16 protein-coding genes and 1 pseudogene are annotated in these 16650 nt (G+C 43.3%); 6 read left to right on the plus strand and 11 right to left on the minus strand.

Annotated elements, in window-relative coordinates:
- The first annotated feature begins 86 nt into the window (after window positions 1-86).
- On the plus strand, window positions 87-980 hold the full coding sequence (locus B853_RS07205; RefSeq protein ID WP_038883698.1) for an immunity 49 family protein: 894 nt from the start codon (window positions 87-89) through the stop codon (window positions 978-980).
- Between the two features lie 189 nt (window positions 981-1169).
- Here the strand turns inward: B853_RS07205 and B853_RS26415 are convergent, their stop codons facing one another.
- Window positions 1170-1349, minus strand: a complete 180-nt coding sequence (locus tag B853_RS26415) for a hypothetical protein (RefSeq protein WP_045389674.1) — start codon at window positions 1347-1349, stop codon at window positions 1170-1172.
- A gap of 120 nt (window positions 1350-1469) precedes the next feature.
- On the opposite strand from B853_RS26415, the gene cobB reads away from it, so the two are divergent.
- Window positions 1470-2201, plus strand: coding sequence for a Sir2 family NAD+-dependent deacetylase (cobB, locus tag B853_RS07215; RefSeq protein WP_038883696.1), 732 nt, complete (start codon window positions 1470-1472; stop codon window positions 2199-2201).
- A 180-nt stretch (window positions 2202-2381) separates the two neighbouring features.
- Here cobB and B853_RS07220 read toward each other — a convergent pair whose 3' ends face one another.
- The 5 genes from B853_RS07220 to potA form a co-directional block, all read right to left on the minus strand.
- Window positions 2382-3419, minus strand: a complete 1038-nt coding sequence (locus tag B853_RS07220; protein WP_005445793.1) for an extracellular solute-binding protein — start codon at window positions 3417-3419, stop codon at window positions 2382-2384.
- Window positions 3420-3663: 244 nt separating this feature from the next.
- Window positions 3664-4695, minus strand: coding sequence for an extracellular solute-binding protein (locus tag B853_RS07225; RefSeq protein WP_010447915.1), 1032 nt, complete (start codon window positions 4693-4695; stop codon window positions 3664-3666).
- A gap of 106 nt (window positions 4696-4801) precedes the next feature.
- A complete protein-coding gene (gene potC, locus B853_RS07230; protein ID WP_005389180.1) occupies window positions 4802-5572 on the minus strand; it encodes a spermidine/putrescine ABC transporter permease PotC in 771 nt (256 codons plus the stop codon).
- Window positions 5572-6432, minus strand: a complete 861-nt coding sequence (gene potB, locus B853_RS07235) for a spermidine/putrescine ABC transporter permease PotB (RefSeq protein WP_010447924.1) — start codon at window positions 6430-6432, stop codon at window positions 5572-5574. The genes potC and potB overlap by 1 nt, the downstream gene beginning before the upstream one ends.
- Window positions 6413-7606 carry a spermidine/putrescine ABC transporter ATP-binding protein PotA gene (potA, locus tag B853_RS07240; protein WP_227741890.1) on the minus strand — a complete coding sequence of 398 codons (1194 nt, stop codon included), beginning with the start codon at window positions 7604-7606 and terminating at the stop codon, window positions 6413-6415. The genes potB and potA overlap by 20 nt, the downstream gene beginning before the upstream one ends.
- 323 nt (window positions 7607-7929) lie before the next feature.
- Between potA and B853_RS07245 the strand changes: the two genes are divergently transcribed.
- The 4 genes from B853_RS07245 to ttcA all read left to right on the plus strand — a co-directional run bounded on the left by B853_RS07245 (window position 7930) and on the right by ttcA (window position 11328).
- Entirely contained in the window at window positions 7930-8727 is a 798-nt protein-coding gene (locus B853_RS07245; protein ID WP_010447927.1) for a DUF2189 domain-containing protein, read from the plus strand.
- The gene (locus B853_RS07250) at window positions 8720-9556 is read left to right on the plus strand and encodes a glucosaminidase domain-containing protein (protein WP_038883693.1); all 837 of its coding nucleotides are present in this window, start codon (window positions 8720-8722) and stop codon (window positions 9554-9556) included. Before B853_RS07245 ends, B853_RS07250 begins: the two co-directional genes overlap by 8 nt.
- Window positions 9557-9573: 17 nt before the next feature.
- The gene (locus B853_RS07255; RefSeq protein ID WP_038883690.1) at window positions 9574-10236 is read left to right on the plus strand and encodes a DUF2987 domain-containing protein; all 663 of its coding nucleotides are present in this window, start codon (window positions 9574-9576) and stop codon (window positions 10234-10236) included.
- A 198-nt stretch (window positions 10237-10434) separates the two neighbouring features.
- Window positions 10435-11328: a tRNA 2-thiocytidine(32) synthetase TtcA gene (gene ttcA, locus B853_RS07260; protein ID WP_038883688.1), complete on the plus strand. Its 894-nt coding sequence runs from the start codon at window positions 10435-10437 to the stop codon at window positions 11326-11328.
- A gap of 126 nt (window positions 11329-11454) precedes the next feature.
- On the opposite strand, the pseudogene uspE reads toward ttcA, so the two are convergent.
- From uspE to B853_RS07285, 5 genes and pseudogenes are all read right to left on the minus strand, one after another.
- Window positions 11455-12401: pseudogene (gene uspE, locus B853_RS07265) on the minus strand (universal stress protein UspE).
- 181 nt (window positions 12402-12582) lie between these two features.
- Window positions 12583-13329: a fumarate/nitrate reduction transcriptional regulator Fnr gene (gene fnr, locus B853_RS07270; protein ID WP_005429849.1), complete on the minus strand. Its 747-nt coding sequence runs from the start codon at window positions 13327-13329 to the stop codon at window positions 12583-12585.
- A 90-nt stretch (window positions 13330-13419) separates the two neighbouring features.
- Window positions 13420-14097, minus strand: a complete 678-nt coding sequence (locus B853_RS07275) for a sulfite exporter TauE/SafE family protein (RefSeq protein ID WP_038883685.1) — start codon at window positions 14095-14097, stop codon at window positions 13420-13422.
- Window positions 14098-14106: 9 nt separating this feature from the next.
- The gene (ccoS, locus tag B853_RS07280; RefSeq protein WP_010447939.1) at window positions 14107-14271 is read right to left on the minus strand and encodes a cbb3-type cytochrome oxidase assembly protein CcoS; all 165 of its coding nucleotides are present in this window, start codon (window positions 14269-14271) and stop codon (window positions 14107-14109) included.
- A 14-nt stretch (window positions 14272-14285) separates the two neighbouring features.
- Entirely contained in the window at window positions 14286-16649 is a 2364-nt protein-coding gene (locus tag B853_RS07285) for a heavy metal translocating P-type ATPase (RefSeq protein ID WP_038883684.1), read from the minus strand.
- Window position 16650 lies beyond the last annotated feature (1 nt).

Here is a 16650-nt window from a genome sequence, read left to right on the forward strand (position 1 = left end):
TATTCAAATAGAGACGATATTAACGGAATAGGGGGAATTTCAAAAATAAAGTTCAAAAATTTAAGGAAGACTTAGGCGAGTTGACAATGTCTGACAAAAGTAAATTAGAAAGAAGTGCTAATCCGAAACTAACTCCAGAGCTAATCCAAGGCTATAACTCCGATATTAATGAAGACCTCGATACACGCAAAGAGGTAATCTGTATTCGGAGAGAAAACTTAGTTGCTCTAAGTGATGAAGCGTTTGAACTAGTAAGGTGGTACTCGTGGTTCCCACAATCAATAGAAAATGAACAAACCGGAACGCTTTGCCTGTATGAAGCATCATTAATGCGTGCTTTTTATCATCAGCTTGCCATAAAGCCAGATGAAGCTCAGAGTATTCAAATACCTGGATACCCTGAGGTAACTTGGAAAGGTGACGGCATTTTAAAAACGGGATGTTTACACCCTAACCGATGGCTTGATGCATATTTCACTTCGGTGATTGTGCGTGATAAACCCAGTATGGACCTGTTGGCGAATTTTCCGATTTCTCTGATGAAACAAAGTTCCACGAAGGCGGGTGAATTGTCTTATATGTTGGTGGATGTCATTCAGTCGTATCACAATCGCACATCGGATTACCCCGATAAGCTTGTGGTTGCGATGGACGCAGCGGTGGCTCATGGAGATGACTGGGCGCTGGAAATTGCGATGGGGATTCTAGAAACTCTCGCGGCACTTACCACTGATATTGGTTATGACTTTGAAGAGGTGCTTGTTAAGAATCTACAGTTCCAAGAGCAATACCAAATGCGATTAGATACGCCTAAAAATTTGATTTCAATAGAAACCTTCATCTCTTTCCCTCTGCTTGGTATGGCATGTATGTGGTATGACAAAGGGAACCGATTGTCTGTCGAAACAGGTTGGTTACCACCATATCTTGTTGAAGGACGTTGGCTAGAAGAGGCAAAAGCAGGGCGGATTACTCGTTAGTATATCCGAGCAACCTCAAAATGGTTAAAGAGAGTACTTTCTTGTAAAAGGCTTGAAGAGCTAGGCGATCTGAGTCCCGGTCCTAAAAGTCGGTCGGGGTAGAATGGAGCGCAAGTTGATAGTCATTGCGCTCCACCCAGCGAAGAAGTCTAATTAAAGTAGTGGCATACATTGTACCGCTGTTTTAATTTAGCAGTTTCCTTTCTTTGCTTGACCCGGTGGGCAAAAATCTCCGCCATGACCCGGATGTTTGTTATTATCATTGGTACTCACTTTGACTTTTACATCGTCGAATTCACCCTCAACATTTGTAAGCTGACACCCTGCTAAAGTACTCAATAGGATAAGGACAAGAGATACACGTCTCATTGCTTTGCCTCTCAATTTATCATTCTAATTAAGACCAATACGACCATGGTCTAATCCATATTACTACTGTTGTTATTCGTTCAGTGTTAAGCTAATGAAAAAGAACAACAAGGATAGGTTATGAATTTCCCTTATAGAAATATTGTAGTACTTACTGGCGCAGGCATTTCGGCTGAGTCTGGTATTCAAACATTTCGAGCTCAGGATGGTCTTTGGGAGAATCACCGAATAGAAGATGTGGCAACACCAGAAGGTTTTGACCGCGATCCGGATCTTGTTCAATCATTCTATAATCAACGCCGTAAAAAACTACAAGGTGACGATATCAAGCCAAACGCTGCTCATACCGCGTTAGGGCACCTTGAAAAAGAGCTAGAAGGCAAAGTAACTATCATCACGCAAAACATCGATAATTTGCACGAAAGAGGTGGTAGTGCCAATATCATCCACATGCATGGCGAACTACTGAAAGCACGCTGCAGCGAATCAAATCAAGTCATTGAACATTCGGAAGACATTCAAACTGGTGAGTTGTGTCACTGCTGCCAAATTCCTTCACAGATGCGCCCACACATTGTTTGGTTTGGTGAGATGCCATTACGCATGGGGGAGATTTATGCGGCGTTAGAAGAAGCAGATTTGTTTATTTCCATTGGTACGTCTGGTGTCGTTTACCCTGCAGCTGGTTTTGTTCACGATGCGAAAATGCATGGCGCCCATACGATTGAGATCAACCTAGAGCCAAGTGCTGTCGAGAGTGAGTTTGAAGAAAAGCGCTACGGCAAGGCAAGCATCGAAGTACCGAAACTAGTAGATGAGATTCTCGCTTTGGAAAACGAAACTAGCACCTAAACACGTTGGTTGATTATCCATATAAGAAAGGCATCGAGTGATTCGATGCCTTTTTGTATTTTGAAACTTTGTCTTCTGACGCTTTGTAATCTGAGCAGTATAGTTTGAGATGCAAAGAGCGAGTTTCAGATACAAGAAAAGCGACCGAAGCCGCTTTTCTGAACTATTTCGACAGACTGATTAGTTGTCTACTTTTAGTTTTTGGAAGTACTCATCGTAAAGCACGCTTGCTTCACCAACTTCATCTTGCCATGTACCGCTGTCCATCACTTCTTGTGGAGGGAAGATGCTTGGATCGTTAGCAAATTCTTTCGGTAGTAGATCATGAGCTGTTTTCACAGGAGTAGGGTAACCAATCTCTAGCGCAATCTTAGCCGCATTCTCAGGACGTAGTAGGAAGTCGATCATTTTATGAGCCGCATCAACGTTCTTCGCGCCAGCTGGGATCGCTAGGCTGTCCATCCAGAAGATAGTGCCTTTTTCTGGCCAGATGATGTCGATGTTAGCGCCTTCTTGACGAGCCATGTATGCAGAACCGTTCCAAAGCATACCAAGTGATACTTCTCCTGCTAAGTAAGGGTTCGCTGGGAAGTCTGAGTTGAACACCAATACGTTCGGCATTAGCTTTTTCAGCTCTTCGTAAGCCGCTTTGATTTCGTCAGGGTTAGTCGTGTTTGGAGAATAACCAAGTTTTGTTAATGCAATGTGGAATACTTCGCGAGAATCATCCATTAGCATTAGTTGACCTTCCCACTTGCTATCCCAGAAGTCATCCCATTTAGTCACAGAAGACTTGTCTAGCATATCAGCATTGATACCAATACCGGTCGCACCCCAAATGTATGGGATAGAGTAGTTGTTGTTCGGGTCGAACGGCTTGTTTAGGAAGTTAGTGTCTAGATCAGCAAAGTGAGATAATTTCTCTTTGTCGATCTTTTGCAGCATGCCTTCTTTACGCATTTTAGATACGAAATAGGTAGACGGTACTACCAAGTCGTAACCAGAACCTTGAGTTTTCAACTTCGCGTACATGCTTTCGTTAGACTCGTACGTAGAGTAGATAACTTTGATACCAGTTTCTTTTGTAAAGTCTTCAAGAACTTCGTTTGGAATGTATTCCGACCAGTTGTAGAAATACAGCTCTTGATCAGCAGCCATTGCAGGGGTAGCGATTAGCGTCGCTGCACACAGTGCGCTTGCGTAGAATTTACTTTTCATTTGTTTTCCGTTTTGTTCAGCAACAGGACAAATCAATACTAGTAACAAATAACGATTTGAGCCAAATTGCGATAAGCACAATTCTGTTTATCTGAGCCATGACAACAGGCATTACGAACAAAATAGAGCGTAATGCTTGAACTCGAGTCAAATAAACCTAGCAACATACAATTATATCAGTCAATTACAAAAATAGGCAGCGTATTGCTGCCTATTTTCATTTAGTAGATGGCTTAGTAAGCGATTATTGACCCGCTTTCAGCTTCAAGAAGTAATCTTCGTACTTCACTGTCATGTCGCCAACAGAATCTTGCCATTCAACGCGGTCAAGATCTTCTTGAGAAGGGAACAGTGGCGCAACGTCTTTGAACTTAGCGTTCGATTCTGCAACCGCTGTTAGGTAACCCGTGTCCGCTGAAATTTGCTCTGCGATTTCTGGACGTAGTAGGAAGTCGATCATCTTATGAGCCGCTTCTACGTTTTTTGCACCAGAAGAGATAGCGAAGTTATCAACCCAGCCGATACCACCTTCTTTAGGGAATACTAGCTTAAGGTTCATGCCTTCATTTTGAGCTGCTGCTGCGCTGCCGTTCCAAAGCATACCAACGCCAACTTCGCCAGACATGTATGGTGCACCTGGGTTATCAGAGTTAAATACTAGAACGTTTGGCATTAGCTTTTGTAGCTCTGCGTATGCTTCGTCAATTTGTTTTGGATCCGTAGAGTTACCTGAGTAACCCAGTTTGCGTAGTGCAATGTGGAACACTTCACGAGTGTCGTCCATTAGCATTACTTGACCTTCAAGCTCTGGCTTCCATAGGTCAGCCCAGCTTTGGAAATCGTTTGGATCGTACATGTCTGCGTTCACCGCTAGACCTGTAATCGCAACAACGTGTGGAATAGAGTAGTCGTTGTTTGGATCGTAAGGCTTGTCTAGGTAGTTTGTATCTAGGTTGCCAAAGTTCTTCAGCTTAGTCTTATCGATCTTTTGTAGCATACCTTCGTCACGCATCTTCGCTACGAAGTAAGTGGAAGGAACCACTAGGTCATAACCTTGGTTATGAGTTTTTAGCTTTGCATACAAAGTCTCGTTCGACTCATAAGTCGAGTAGATCACTTTGATGCCAGTTTCTTTAGTAAATTGCTCTAGGATATTACTGTTGATGTAAGGACCCCAGTTCATAAATACTAATTCTTTATCATCCGCTGCCGCTGTACCAGAGAACAGAGAAAGCGCACATGCACTACCAGCTAATAGAGTAGCCCATTTTTTCATTGACGTTAGCTCCAAACCAAACGTTGTCCAATTGATTTTGGACGATAGATAGAAAAACAGAATGGCATTTAACCATTCTGTTTCGCGATGTTAACGGGTGGGGATTTTACTTCACTTTTTCTCTTGCTAGCAACTGAGAAATTACTACAAGAACCAAAGAAACAATCAGCATGACCGTTGCAAGGGCGTTCACTTCCGGTGAAATGCCCACCTTAACCATTGAGTAAATCTTCAATGGTAGGATTTCGTATGTTGGACCTGTCACAAACGAGCTAATAATTACGTCGTCTAGAGACAAGGTAAAGCTTAGTAGCCAACCTGCAGCAACCGCTGGTTTAGCGAGAGGAAGGATGATCTGCTTCAAGATTACCCATTCGCTTGCACCAAGGTCTTTTGCTGCTTCCAACATCTTCACATCAAAGCCATTTAAGCGGCTGTACACTGTTACCACAACGAACGGTAGACAGAAGGTGATGTGAGCAATCAATAGCGTAAAGAAGCCAAGCTGTGCGCCTAATACGAGGAACAGAGCAAGCAATGAAATCGCCATTACAATATCTGGAGACATCATTACGACAAACAGCATGCCGTTTACTGCGCCTTTACCTTTGAACGAGTAACGGAATAGAGCAACGGCTGTCAAACTCCCAATAATTGTAGCAGCAGTTGCAGAAAATACCGCGACGTTCAATGAATGCCATGCAGCCTGCATTAGGCTGTCGTTATTAACTAAGGTTTCGTACCACTTAGTAGTAAAACCACCCCATTTCATACCAAACTTATTGGCATTAAATGAGTTAACAATTAAGACGATGATTGGTAGATACAAAAATGCATATACCAGCGCCATAAAGCTAAATCTAACTGTGCGTCCCATTAGTCTAGCTCCACTTTCTTATTCAATAGTTTGCCTGCTCTGTAGTAAGCGTAAAGCATCACAGCCATTGCGAAGGTGAGGGCGATACTGGTCGCGGCACCAAATGGCCAGTCACGAGCGTTCAGTACTTGGCTCTTAATCACGTTACCAATCAGTAGGTTCTTCGCACCGCCTAGAAGGTCAGAGATGTAGAACATACCTAGTGCAGGTAGTAGAACCAACAAACAGCCACCGATAATGCCAGGCATTGTCAGAGGGAGAATCACTTTAGTAATGGTTTGGAACTTGTTCGCACCAAGGTCTTTTGCTGCCTCGATGTAAGTGTTGTCCAACTTCTCAATCGCCGAGTAGAGTGGCAAAATCATAAATGGAAGTAGGATGTACACAAGACCGATCATTACTGCTGTTTCGGTGTACATTAAACGCATCGGCTTATCGATGATTTCCATCGCCATCAACGATTTGTTCAAAATGCCCTGAGTACCGAGAACAATCTTCAGACCGTAAGTGCGGATCAGAGAGTTAGTCCAGAACGGTACAATCACCAAGAACAACATGAACGGACGCCATTTCTCAGGCATTTTCGCTACGATGTAAGCAAATGGGTAACCAATCACCAGACACAACAAGGTTGCGATGATCGCCATGTAGAAAGAGTGCATCAACACTTTTGCATACAGAGGATCGAGTAGGCGAAGGTAGTTGTCGAAAGTAAACGTTAATTCAATTAGGTTCGCTTCATCACGCGTCAAGAAACTCGTACCGATAATCATTAGGTTTGGTACTAACACAAACAGTGTTAGCCAGCCAACGATTAGGGTAATGATCGCGTTCTGAAGATTAAGCTTCTTGCTTATCATTTAGTACTACCTCCCAGCTCTCAACCCAAGTAATAGCGACTTTCTGGCCGAGGGAGTGGTCCACATCTGGATCATCTTCGTTAAAGAATTCGCTTACCATCACGCGCATGCCTGAATCCAACTGGATAACTGAATCAAGCGTCATACCTTTATAGGTACGCTCTGTTACGTGACCTACGATGCCTTTTTCTTCAGACTCTTTGATCTCTTCGATGCGTAAGTCTTCTGGGCGAAGTAGTACTTGTAGCTTGTCACCTGGTTGAGCTTCTTGATCGTAGTAAACAACTGACTCAACACCTTCGATTTCTGCACGGATACGTTTCTCGTCGATACGCTCTAGCATGGTTGCGTTGAATACGTTGATCTCACCGATAAAGCGAGCAACAAATAGGTTCTTAGGTTCTTCATAAATCTCACGTGGAGAACCGTCTTGCTCGATAACACCGTCGCGCATAACAATAATGCGGTCAGACATCGATAGGGCTTCTTCCTGATCGTGCGTAACGAAGATAAAGGTAATACCAAGTTGACGCTGAAGTTGTTTCAGCTCGATTTGCATTTGCTTACGCAATTTGTAATCAAGTGCAGATAGAGATTCATCTAGCAGCAGTACTTTTGGCTTATTAACAACCGCACGCGCAATCGCGATACGTTGTTGCTGACCACCAGAAAGTTGGTGAGGCTTACGTTGTGCCATTTTTTCAAGGCGAACCATACGTAAAGCATCCATCACTCGTGGCTCGATCTCTGCTGCAGGGGTTTTCTGCATACGAAGACCAAATGCAACGTTTTCGAATACGGTCATATGAGGGAAGAGTGCGTAACTCTGAAATACCGTGTTGACGTGCCTTTGCTCTGCAGGAACCTGTGTTACATCTTGGTCATCTAATACGATTTGACCGTTGTCTGCCGTCTCAAAGCCCGCAATCATGCGTAAAACCGTTGTTTTACCACAACCTGATGGACCAAGAATCGTCAGAAACTCACCATGATTAACATCCAGATTTAAATTACCGATGATCTCCTTGCCATCGAAACTTTTGCTAATACCAGATAGACGAACTACTGGCTTTCCTGCTTGCTGTTTAGCGTTCAACGTCTGTATTTCTCCCACGTTCAAGTTGGGGTGGATCCAATTGATGTGACAATAGTCATTCACTTTTGAGGCGCGCATCATAATCACCAAAATTGTGAAATCAAAGCATTTTCTTATCTTGAAACAGAAAAAATTTTACAGGCAAAAGTAAACATTCCTTACCATACTGTTTTTATGACAGTATTTGTGCTTCCACTATCACTTCGTTAGGTATTAGCTTCGCTGGCAAATGTTTGCTATTTCATAGATTTGCAAGTGGTTAATTATCGACCAAATGGTAGAATTTGCAAGTATTTAGGCGTTGTTATGATTTTAGACATGCAAAGATTTCTTTATAATGACGCCCTTATTAATTAGCTGGTTTTTCAGCGTATATTTTAAAAGTTAGCCTTGGATAACATATGAACAACGATTTTGAGAAAGATTTTAATCTTGGAGGGAGTATTGAGCGCGCTCTTTCTGGCCAATACGAACTAAAAGCCGGAGCAGTTTTTAGTGAAGCTTGGCGTATCACTATCCAACAATTCTTATCCTTTTCTCCGGCTATCATTTTATTGCTCTTTGTTCAGCTAGGTATCTTTTATATTGCATTACAACTTCAATTAGGAAACCCAAGCGTCATTCTTGATGCACTTCAAGACCCAGAATCATTTACAACCGATATTGTGTCCGCCATTTATGTAGCAAACTTTAGCTATGAAGTAATCAGTGCGCCAATTTATGCTGGTATTAGTTTGATGGCGATGAGCCATGTAGCGGGCTTAAAGACAAAAGTACGTCACGTAGGTAAGGGACTTCAATTCACCGTTCCAGTGATCTTGGCGACGCTGTTTAGCCTTATGATGCAGGGTGTAGCAGGAATGATTTTCCCGTTGCTGTCTCTTTACCTTTCTTTGGCATTTAGCCACTCTATCTTGTTGATTTGTGAGAAAAGAGTTCCTCCAATGCAGTCGCTTCTGTTGTCACTTCGTGCAATCAATAAGAAGCTTTTTGTCGTCGCAGGGCTTTACTTAGGCGTGATGTTGATGTTTATTATTGCAGCAATGTTCTACGGAATCGGCTTAATTTTCGTGTTACCATTCTTTTTCCATCTGAAGGGTATCCTTTACCGCGAAATGTTCGGTATTAAGTTGAAGATCGTAGCAACACAGAAAAATGATAACGATCACGATGGTAAATCTCAGGTGTTTGATGCCTAAATCTTTAAAATCTATGAGTTTACGAGTGGCGGCTATCACAATAGCCGCTACTTTTGTTTCTATTGGTCCTTATTTGCATTATGACCGTGAGTATCGCAAGGCGATTGACCCACAAGTCGTGCATAGACCTGTTTCGCACCCAGACCTGTCACATCTTCCGTATATTGGTGATATTCCAGATTTCAATTCGATCACAGACACGAAAGATAAGAAGACGGCTTTTTTCGACTTCCTTCGTCCGAAAATCGCTTTAGAAAATCAGCGTATCGAGAAAGAACGTGCTTTCTTAACTTCTTTGAAAGTCGGAGAGGTAAGTTCGGAGCAAACGTCATACGCAGAGCGTTTGGCTGCACTTTATTCCTATCCATTGAAGAATGGTACAGTCACACAAGCTTGGTTGGATGAAATGCTCAAGCGCGTCAATGTGTTGCCTGAAGCACTAGTGTTAACCCAAGCAGCCAATGAATCTGCGTGGGGAACCTCTCGTTTTGCAACTCAAGCAAATAACTTGTTTGGTCAATGGTGTTATAAGAAGGGCTGCGGTATTGTTCCTGCAAAACGCGGCGCAGGTAAAACACATGAAGTAGAGAAGTTTGACACTGTTCAGGAATCTGTACACGGATACTTTATGAATGTGAATCGCAACCGTGCTTATGCTGATTTACGCGATATTCGCGCTAACTTAGCTGAGAAACACAAGGATTTGTTATCTGTGGCGACAGCATCTGAATTGACTCATGGTTTGCTTGCGTATTCCGAACGCGGCATCGCCTATGTTAATGACTTACGTGCAATGATTCGTCACAATAACGCTTACTGGACACAATAAAAGAAATAACGGATCGGATGAAGAAGTTAAGCCTAAGTTTACTAGGCAGTGCGGTACTGGTCTTAGCATCGCCTGCAACTCACGCGCAAGAATACATGTTCACGTATTCCAAGCTCTATACACAATTGAAGAATAATGCGAAAGAAGGCCACGATGATGTAAAAGTTGGTGTGTTCTTTGTAGATGCAGACACCAAGCAGTTGTGTGAGATTGAAAAAGCATGGATGGAAAAAGAAGAGCATTACGAAGAGTTTGTGATTCCGGCTTCTAAGGAGCTTCCAATTCCAATCGACAAAAACCTGAAGTCAGCGAATCCGCTTGTCTTTGTGCAAACTCCGAAAGATACGCGATGTGATTATTCTTTAGTTGTAATGACTAAACATCCGTTACAGGGTAGCGTTTCATACGAGCAACTAACGCCATTAATGCCACAAATGCAGGCTTTACTTGAAGATCTTGGTGGTATGTTTGCAGGCTGGTTCACTCCAGAAGTTCAAGGCGTGACCATGGAGTTTGCTGATGAGTTGAATGACAACATCAGATTCTCCGATGGTACGGAAAAGGCCATTGTGAATGGTAAAGTACAAGTAGCACTAAGTGAGATTGGCGAGGGTGGTCATATGATATTGCCTCAGCCAACAACTCGCGTGCTACCTTATCTACCAAACGCGAAAAAGTAATCGTGATTTGATTTTGAAAGAGCTGCAATTGCGGCTCTTTTTTATTTTTATTGCTCATCGCGCTGTTTTCGAGTGCATTTATTGGTGACTCGGTCACACAAACATTTAATCCTGCGTAAAAAGCTCGTATAATCCACGCCCCATAGAAACCCATGTTAGGAAGCCCTAGTCGATTTATCGGCGATGTGAGAGCCCGCAATGAACCAAGTAGATACAAGAAAAGAAACCCTAGAATTCAACAAGCTTCAGAAACGCCTCAGAAGAAATGTTGGAAATGCCATTACTGATTACAACATGATCGAAGAAGGCGATGTTGTGATGGCATGTATTAGTGGTGGTAAAGATTCATTCGCGATGCTGGATATCCTGTTGAATCTACAAAAGGCTGCACCAATCAAGTTTGAAGTGGTAGCGGTTAACCTTGACCAGAAACAACCTGGATTCCCTGAGCACATTCTTCCAGATTACTTTGAAACGCTGAACATTCCTTACTACATCGTAGACAAGGACACTTACTCAGTAGTTAAAGAGAAAGTGCCTGAAGGCAAAACAACTTGTGGTCTGTGTTCACGTCTTCGTCGTGGTACGCTTTACTCTTTCGCAGAGAAGATTGGCGCAACTAAACTGGCGCTTGGTCACCACATGGATGACATCGTAGAGACAATGTTCTTGAACATGTTCCATGGCTCACGCCTTAAAGCGATGCCACCAAAGCTTCGTTCAGATGATGGTCGTAACGTTGTGATTCGTCCACTGACATACTGTCGTGAAAAAGACCTGATCAAATATGCCGAACATAAGGATTTCCCTATCATCCCTTGTAACCTATGTGGCTCACAAGAGAACCTTCAACGTCAATCGATTAAAGCAATGCTTATTGATTGGGACAAGAAGACACCTGGTCGTGTAGAAGCTATCTTCAAGTCAATCCAAAATGTAAGCCCAAGTCAGCTTGCTGACCGTGAATTGTTTGACTTTGAAAACCTTCCATTAGATCGTGAAGGTAATCGTGAAGAATACGAATTCAGCGAAGCCGTGGTTTCTTCAACCAACATTGATGAGTCTATGTTTATCGATGTAACCAATATCTAGTTTGAAAGAGGAGGCTGAATTAGCCTCCTTTTTGTTCGACGTGCTCTAAGGGCTGTCAGCAACATAAAAAATCCCCCAATAGTTGGGGGATTTTCATTTCTTTATAGCTTTAAAACTCAAAAGTCACTATGTGGCCGTGTTTGGATCAAGCGGACTGATGTAACCGTTTGGTTTCAATGCCAGTACGTCGCAATTAATTTTATCAATCACATGCTCAGCAGTGTTACCAATAAATACTGCTGAAAGACCCGTACGCCCAGTTGTACCAAGAATAACCATTGCTGCATTTAGTTTTTCAGCGGTGGTAGGAATGATGTCCTCAGGTAGGCCTTGCTCAACAATAGTTTGTTCTTCATCCAAGCCGTGTTTTTGACGAAGCGCTTTCATTGCTGTTAAGTGATGCCCACGAACGGCATCGGTGTACGTCATTGGGTCGAACTCTGGCAACTCGATAGTAATGTTAGCCGGGGTCACCGGGTATGCATTAACAAGATACGGATCCGCATCGAGGCGACTAGAGATTTCTTTAAGACGTTCAACCATTGAATCATTCAAGTCAATGTGGGTTGGATTTTCAGACCCAACATGGACAGAGGCAAGAATCTTAGCATGTTCTGGCCATTCAGCATTCTTAATCAACAGAACAGGGATAGGGCACTTACGTAGCAAATGCCAATCTGTAGGAGTGAAAATGACGGATTCTAGAACATCGTGTTTACGCGTTCCTTTAATAACGATGTCGTGACCGCCGGCAAAGACTTCAGCAATGATCGCTTCATAAGGCGATTATGCCAAACAACACAAACATCAAAGTCGAAGCTATCGTCTAAATACGGTTGGGCTATCTTACGCATCCATTGTTCACGTTGGTGGATAACACCGCGACGCATAGCATCTCTTTCATCGACCGACAGCATTGAGGTCATGTCATACGAAAAATCGTAGATTGACAGAAAGAAAGTGATTCGGCTTCTGGATACACTTTTTTGAGCGAGTTGAACTGCTCTTGCAAGTGCTGGCTGCTCATCGTTATTGATGTCAGCAACAACAAGGATCTTACTGTATATACTCATAACTAAGCCCACTTATTATTGTAAAACCAAACACTGAATATAAGGTAAATCAGTATATTGGAGTACTCAAGGTACATTTTTACTGTAGCTCAGTTTGAGGAAGAATATGAGGACTTTCGAAGGGATTTTAGAAGAAATATGATGTAGCTCATTTTCGAGCTACATCAATTGATAGGACAAATTAGTCTTTGCTAACGCCAGCAAGTTCCATCAATGCATCGTGATCTAGGATGGTGATGTACTTACCTTTTACGCTCAAAATTTCAGACTTCTGGAAGCGGCCGAGAAGTCGGCTGATGGTTTCCACCGTTAGACCTAGGTAGTTACCGATGTCACCACGAGTCATGGTTAAACGGAACTCACGAGGGCTAAAACCACGTTGCGAGAAACGCGTTGATAGGTTGTAAAGGAAAGCAGCTAAACGTTCTTCCGCGTTCTTTTTAGAAAGCAGAAGGATCATTTCTTGGTCGCCTTTAATTTCGTTACTCATCAGACGCATGATCTGTTGACGAAGTTTAGGCATTTTTCCTGACAGGTCATCAAGGATTTCGTAAGGGATCTCACAAACCATTGATGTTTCAAGAGCCTGAGCGAAACTTGGGTGTAGGTCACCCGTAATCGCGTCGAAACCTACAAGGTCACCTGCTAAATGAAACGCAGTGATTTGCTCATCGCCTTGTTCTGTAATTGTGTAGCTCTTGATCGTGCCAGAGCGGATAGCGTACAGAGATTTTAGCTCATCACCTGCTTTAAAAAGCTCTTGGCCTTTTTGGATTGGCTTTTTACGCTCGATGATTTGATCCAACTGATCCAGTTCAGACTCATTTAGAGTGAACGGAATACACAGCTGGCTAATGCTACAATCTTGGCAATGAATCGCGCAACCGCCTGATTGGATACGCTTTGTTGCAGGTTTTTCAGAAATCATAACAACCTTTCACTATTTGATATACATCAATATTTTATCACTGCTTACTCCTAAAGGGTAGCAAAAATATGATGGAAAACGACTTTGATGCTATATGAAACCAAGCATTCTCATCGCACCAGCGGCAGTATACATGCCATAGCTTATTAGAATTAATGCTGAGATGTTTCTAAATATTAACGATTTTTGCAACTTCTGAAAGTGACTCGCGCCGTACCCGACCGCTAACATGGATGGAAGAGTGCCGAGTCCAAATGCTAGCATGATTAATCCACCATTTAGTGCGCTCCCTGAAACTGCAGACCATGTGAGCGCTGAATAAACCAAGCCACAAGGTAGCCACCCCCAGATAAAGCCAAATGGGAATGCGTGAGAGGGATGCTTCAAAGGGAGTAACCTCTTTCCGGCTGGAGAGATAAACTTCCAGAGATACTGGCCAGCTTTTTCTATCACCAATAAACCCTGCCACCATTTGGCGATATAGAGTGCGACTAGGATCATGAAAAGTGCAGCGACAAAACGAAGCCAAGCAAGAGATTGGGTTAGACCGCTCAGTTCAGAAAGGCCAGAGATTGCGCCACCGACAATAGCGCCAATCAAGGCGTAGCTTGCAAGCCTTCCAAAGTTATAGAAAAGAGGAATGGTTGGGGAGGGATTATTGTTCGGTGCGCTAATAGAAAGCAGTGATGCGATACCACCACACATTCCCATGCAATGACCAGCCCCAACGAGGCCGATCATAAATGCACCAATAAAGTCTGGACTCATAGGGTAACGTTATGGTTTTTTGTTATTCGGTTTTTCGTCTTCATCAAGAAGAATGTTGTGACCTTGTCGCTCTAAATCCTCAAACTGATCGCTACGAACAGCCCATAGGAAAATAGCAACAGCGACACAGACCAATACAATGGCGATAGGGATTAATATGTATAGACTTTCCATGTTTGATCTCTCATTTACTTCTCTTTAAGCAGTCGCAACGAGTTGGATACAACAATAATAGAACTTGCCGACATACCAACAACGGCCACGTACGGTGCGACTAAGCCTGCAACTGCCAGCGGCAAAATTAACAGGTTGTAGCCCAAAGACCAAGCCAAGTTTTCTCTGATTATCTTTCTAGTACGTATCGCAAGCAATCTCGCTTCTAAAAGCTTCTCTAAATTATCGCCAAGAAGCGTCATATCTGCAGAAGCTTTAGCGACATCTGTACCTCCACCCATGGCAACGGAGAGGTGCGCACCGGCTAGTGTTGGAGCATCGTTTATACCGTCGCCAACCATCAGAGTGATATCGTCTTTGTCTAGCCCCTTAAGATACGCGAGTTTGTCTTCTGGTTTTGCCGATGCGATCACATGGTCGATGCCCATTTCATCGGCAACTGGCTGAGCATTTTGTAATGAATCTCCAGTCAACAACGTGGTTTTGATACCAGCGTCAGCAAAACGTTGAATAAATTCTTTACTCTGTTTACGAATAGGATCGCGGTAGTAGAAAGTCGCAACATGGACATCATCCGCAGAAAGGTATACTGCATTGCTTTCATCTCGGACTTCACCAACAACAAAATTTGCGCTGCCGATTTTTACTGTTTTATTACCCCAAATACCTTGAATACCCGAACCAATGACGTTTTGAACGTCATTAACTGTGAGATCTTCTCGACCAAAGTCAGCAAAAGCACGAGCAATAGGGTGGTTAGCATGAGCCTCAAGTGCTGCTGCAATCGCGAGTGCTTCGGCTTCCGTTATGGTAGCAAAGGTTTTGGTTTCACTTATTTCGATGTCGCCTTTGGTTAAGGTGCCTGTTTTATCAACGACAAGGTGATTAATCTTACACAGTGTCTCGAAAACATGACCTTTCCGCAGCAAGATACCAAAATTGCCCATACGAGATGTTGCGCAAGTTAGTGCTGTTGGCGTTGCTAAAGATAGAGCACACGGACAAGTAGCGACCAAGACAGACAACATAATCCAGAACGCATCATCAGGTTTGGTTTGATTCCAGTAGAACCATGTGCCTGCCGAAATGATTAGAATAGCACCAACGAAATAGCGTGCTACCACATCCGCGATCTCGGCAATCTTAGGTTTGGAATGCTGCGCTTCATCTTGAAGACGCACAATATTCGAAATCATCGAATCTGCTTTCGAATTGGTGACTTTTAATTCGAAAGATTCATCTCCATTCAATGTTCCTGCGTATACCGCATCGCCCGCTTTTTTTACTACGTGAACAGATTCGCCAGTCAGCATTGATTCATCGATATGTATGCGACCTGACATCACTTTGCCATCTGCAGGGATGTGTTCGCCAGGGAGAACGCGAATACGGTCACCAACCTTTAAGGTCTTTACTGGGATTTGTTCACCGTCTAGCGTTGTAGCAATCGCAGGGATTAATTTGAGGAGGTTGCCGCTAGCTGCGGCTGCCTTACGGCGAGCTCGCATTTCCAAGAATCGACCTACTAGCAAGAAGAAGGTAAACATCGAAATGGATTCGAAGAAGACTTCACCTTGCTCAGTAACTGTCGCAACTAAACTTGCGACATAAGCAAAGATCAATGCAATGGAAACAGGAACATCCATACCCAGTGTACGGCCGCGAATGCTGCGCCATGCATTGAGGTAGAAAGGAAGCGCTGAATAGAGCAAAACAGGGGTTGCGAAGATTAAACTCACCCAACGGAAGTAGTTTTTAAACTCCGGCTCTAAATCGCCAAAGACTTCCAAATACAGGGCTACTGCGAGCATCATGACCTGCATTGTTGCAAGGCCAGCGATACCGAGGCGGTATAGGTACTGCTTCATCGTATGATGGTAGGCAGCTTCTTGCTTATCTGCTTCGAAAGGCGCTGCTTTATAGCCAAGTTTGTGAATGATAGAGAGTAATTCACTAAGGCGAACTTGTGTCTTATCCCACGCAAGCAATGCACGGTTAGTGGTGGTGTTCACACGAATAGAAACCAAACCTTTGACACCGGACACTTGTTTTTCAATCAACCAAGCACAAGCGGCGCATGACACGCCTTCCAGTGATAGTGTAACTTCAGACGTATTTTCATGATTGCGAACAAACTCAGATTGAACATCTTCGTTGTCATAATGAATGAGAGCTTGTAGCTGTTCTGGAACTAAGTCTGCTTTTTCAGCTGGCGCAGTTCGATATTGGTAGTAGGAAACTAAACCGCTGTCGACAATAGTTTGCGCCACAGTTTCACAACCAGGGCAACACATGTCGCGAATTTCACCTAATATTTCTACTTTGAAATCCGTGTTGGCTGGTACATCTTCACCGCAGTGATAACAGGATTTACACATA

It is taken from the genome of Vibrio rotiferianus CAIM 577 = LMG 21460 (assembly GCF_002741985.1).
Taxonomy (GTDB): domain Bacteria; phylum Pseudomonadota; class Gammaproteobacteria; order Enterobacterales; family Vibrionaceae; genus Vibrio; species Vibrio rotiferianus.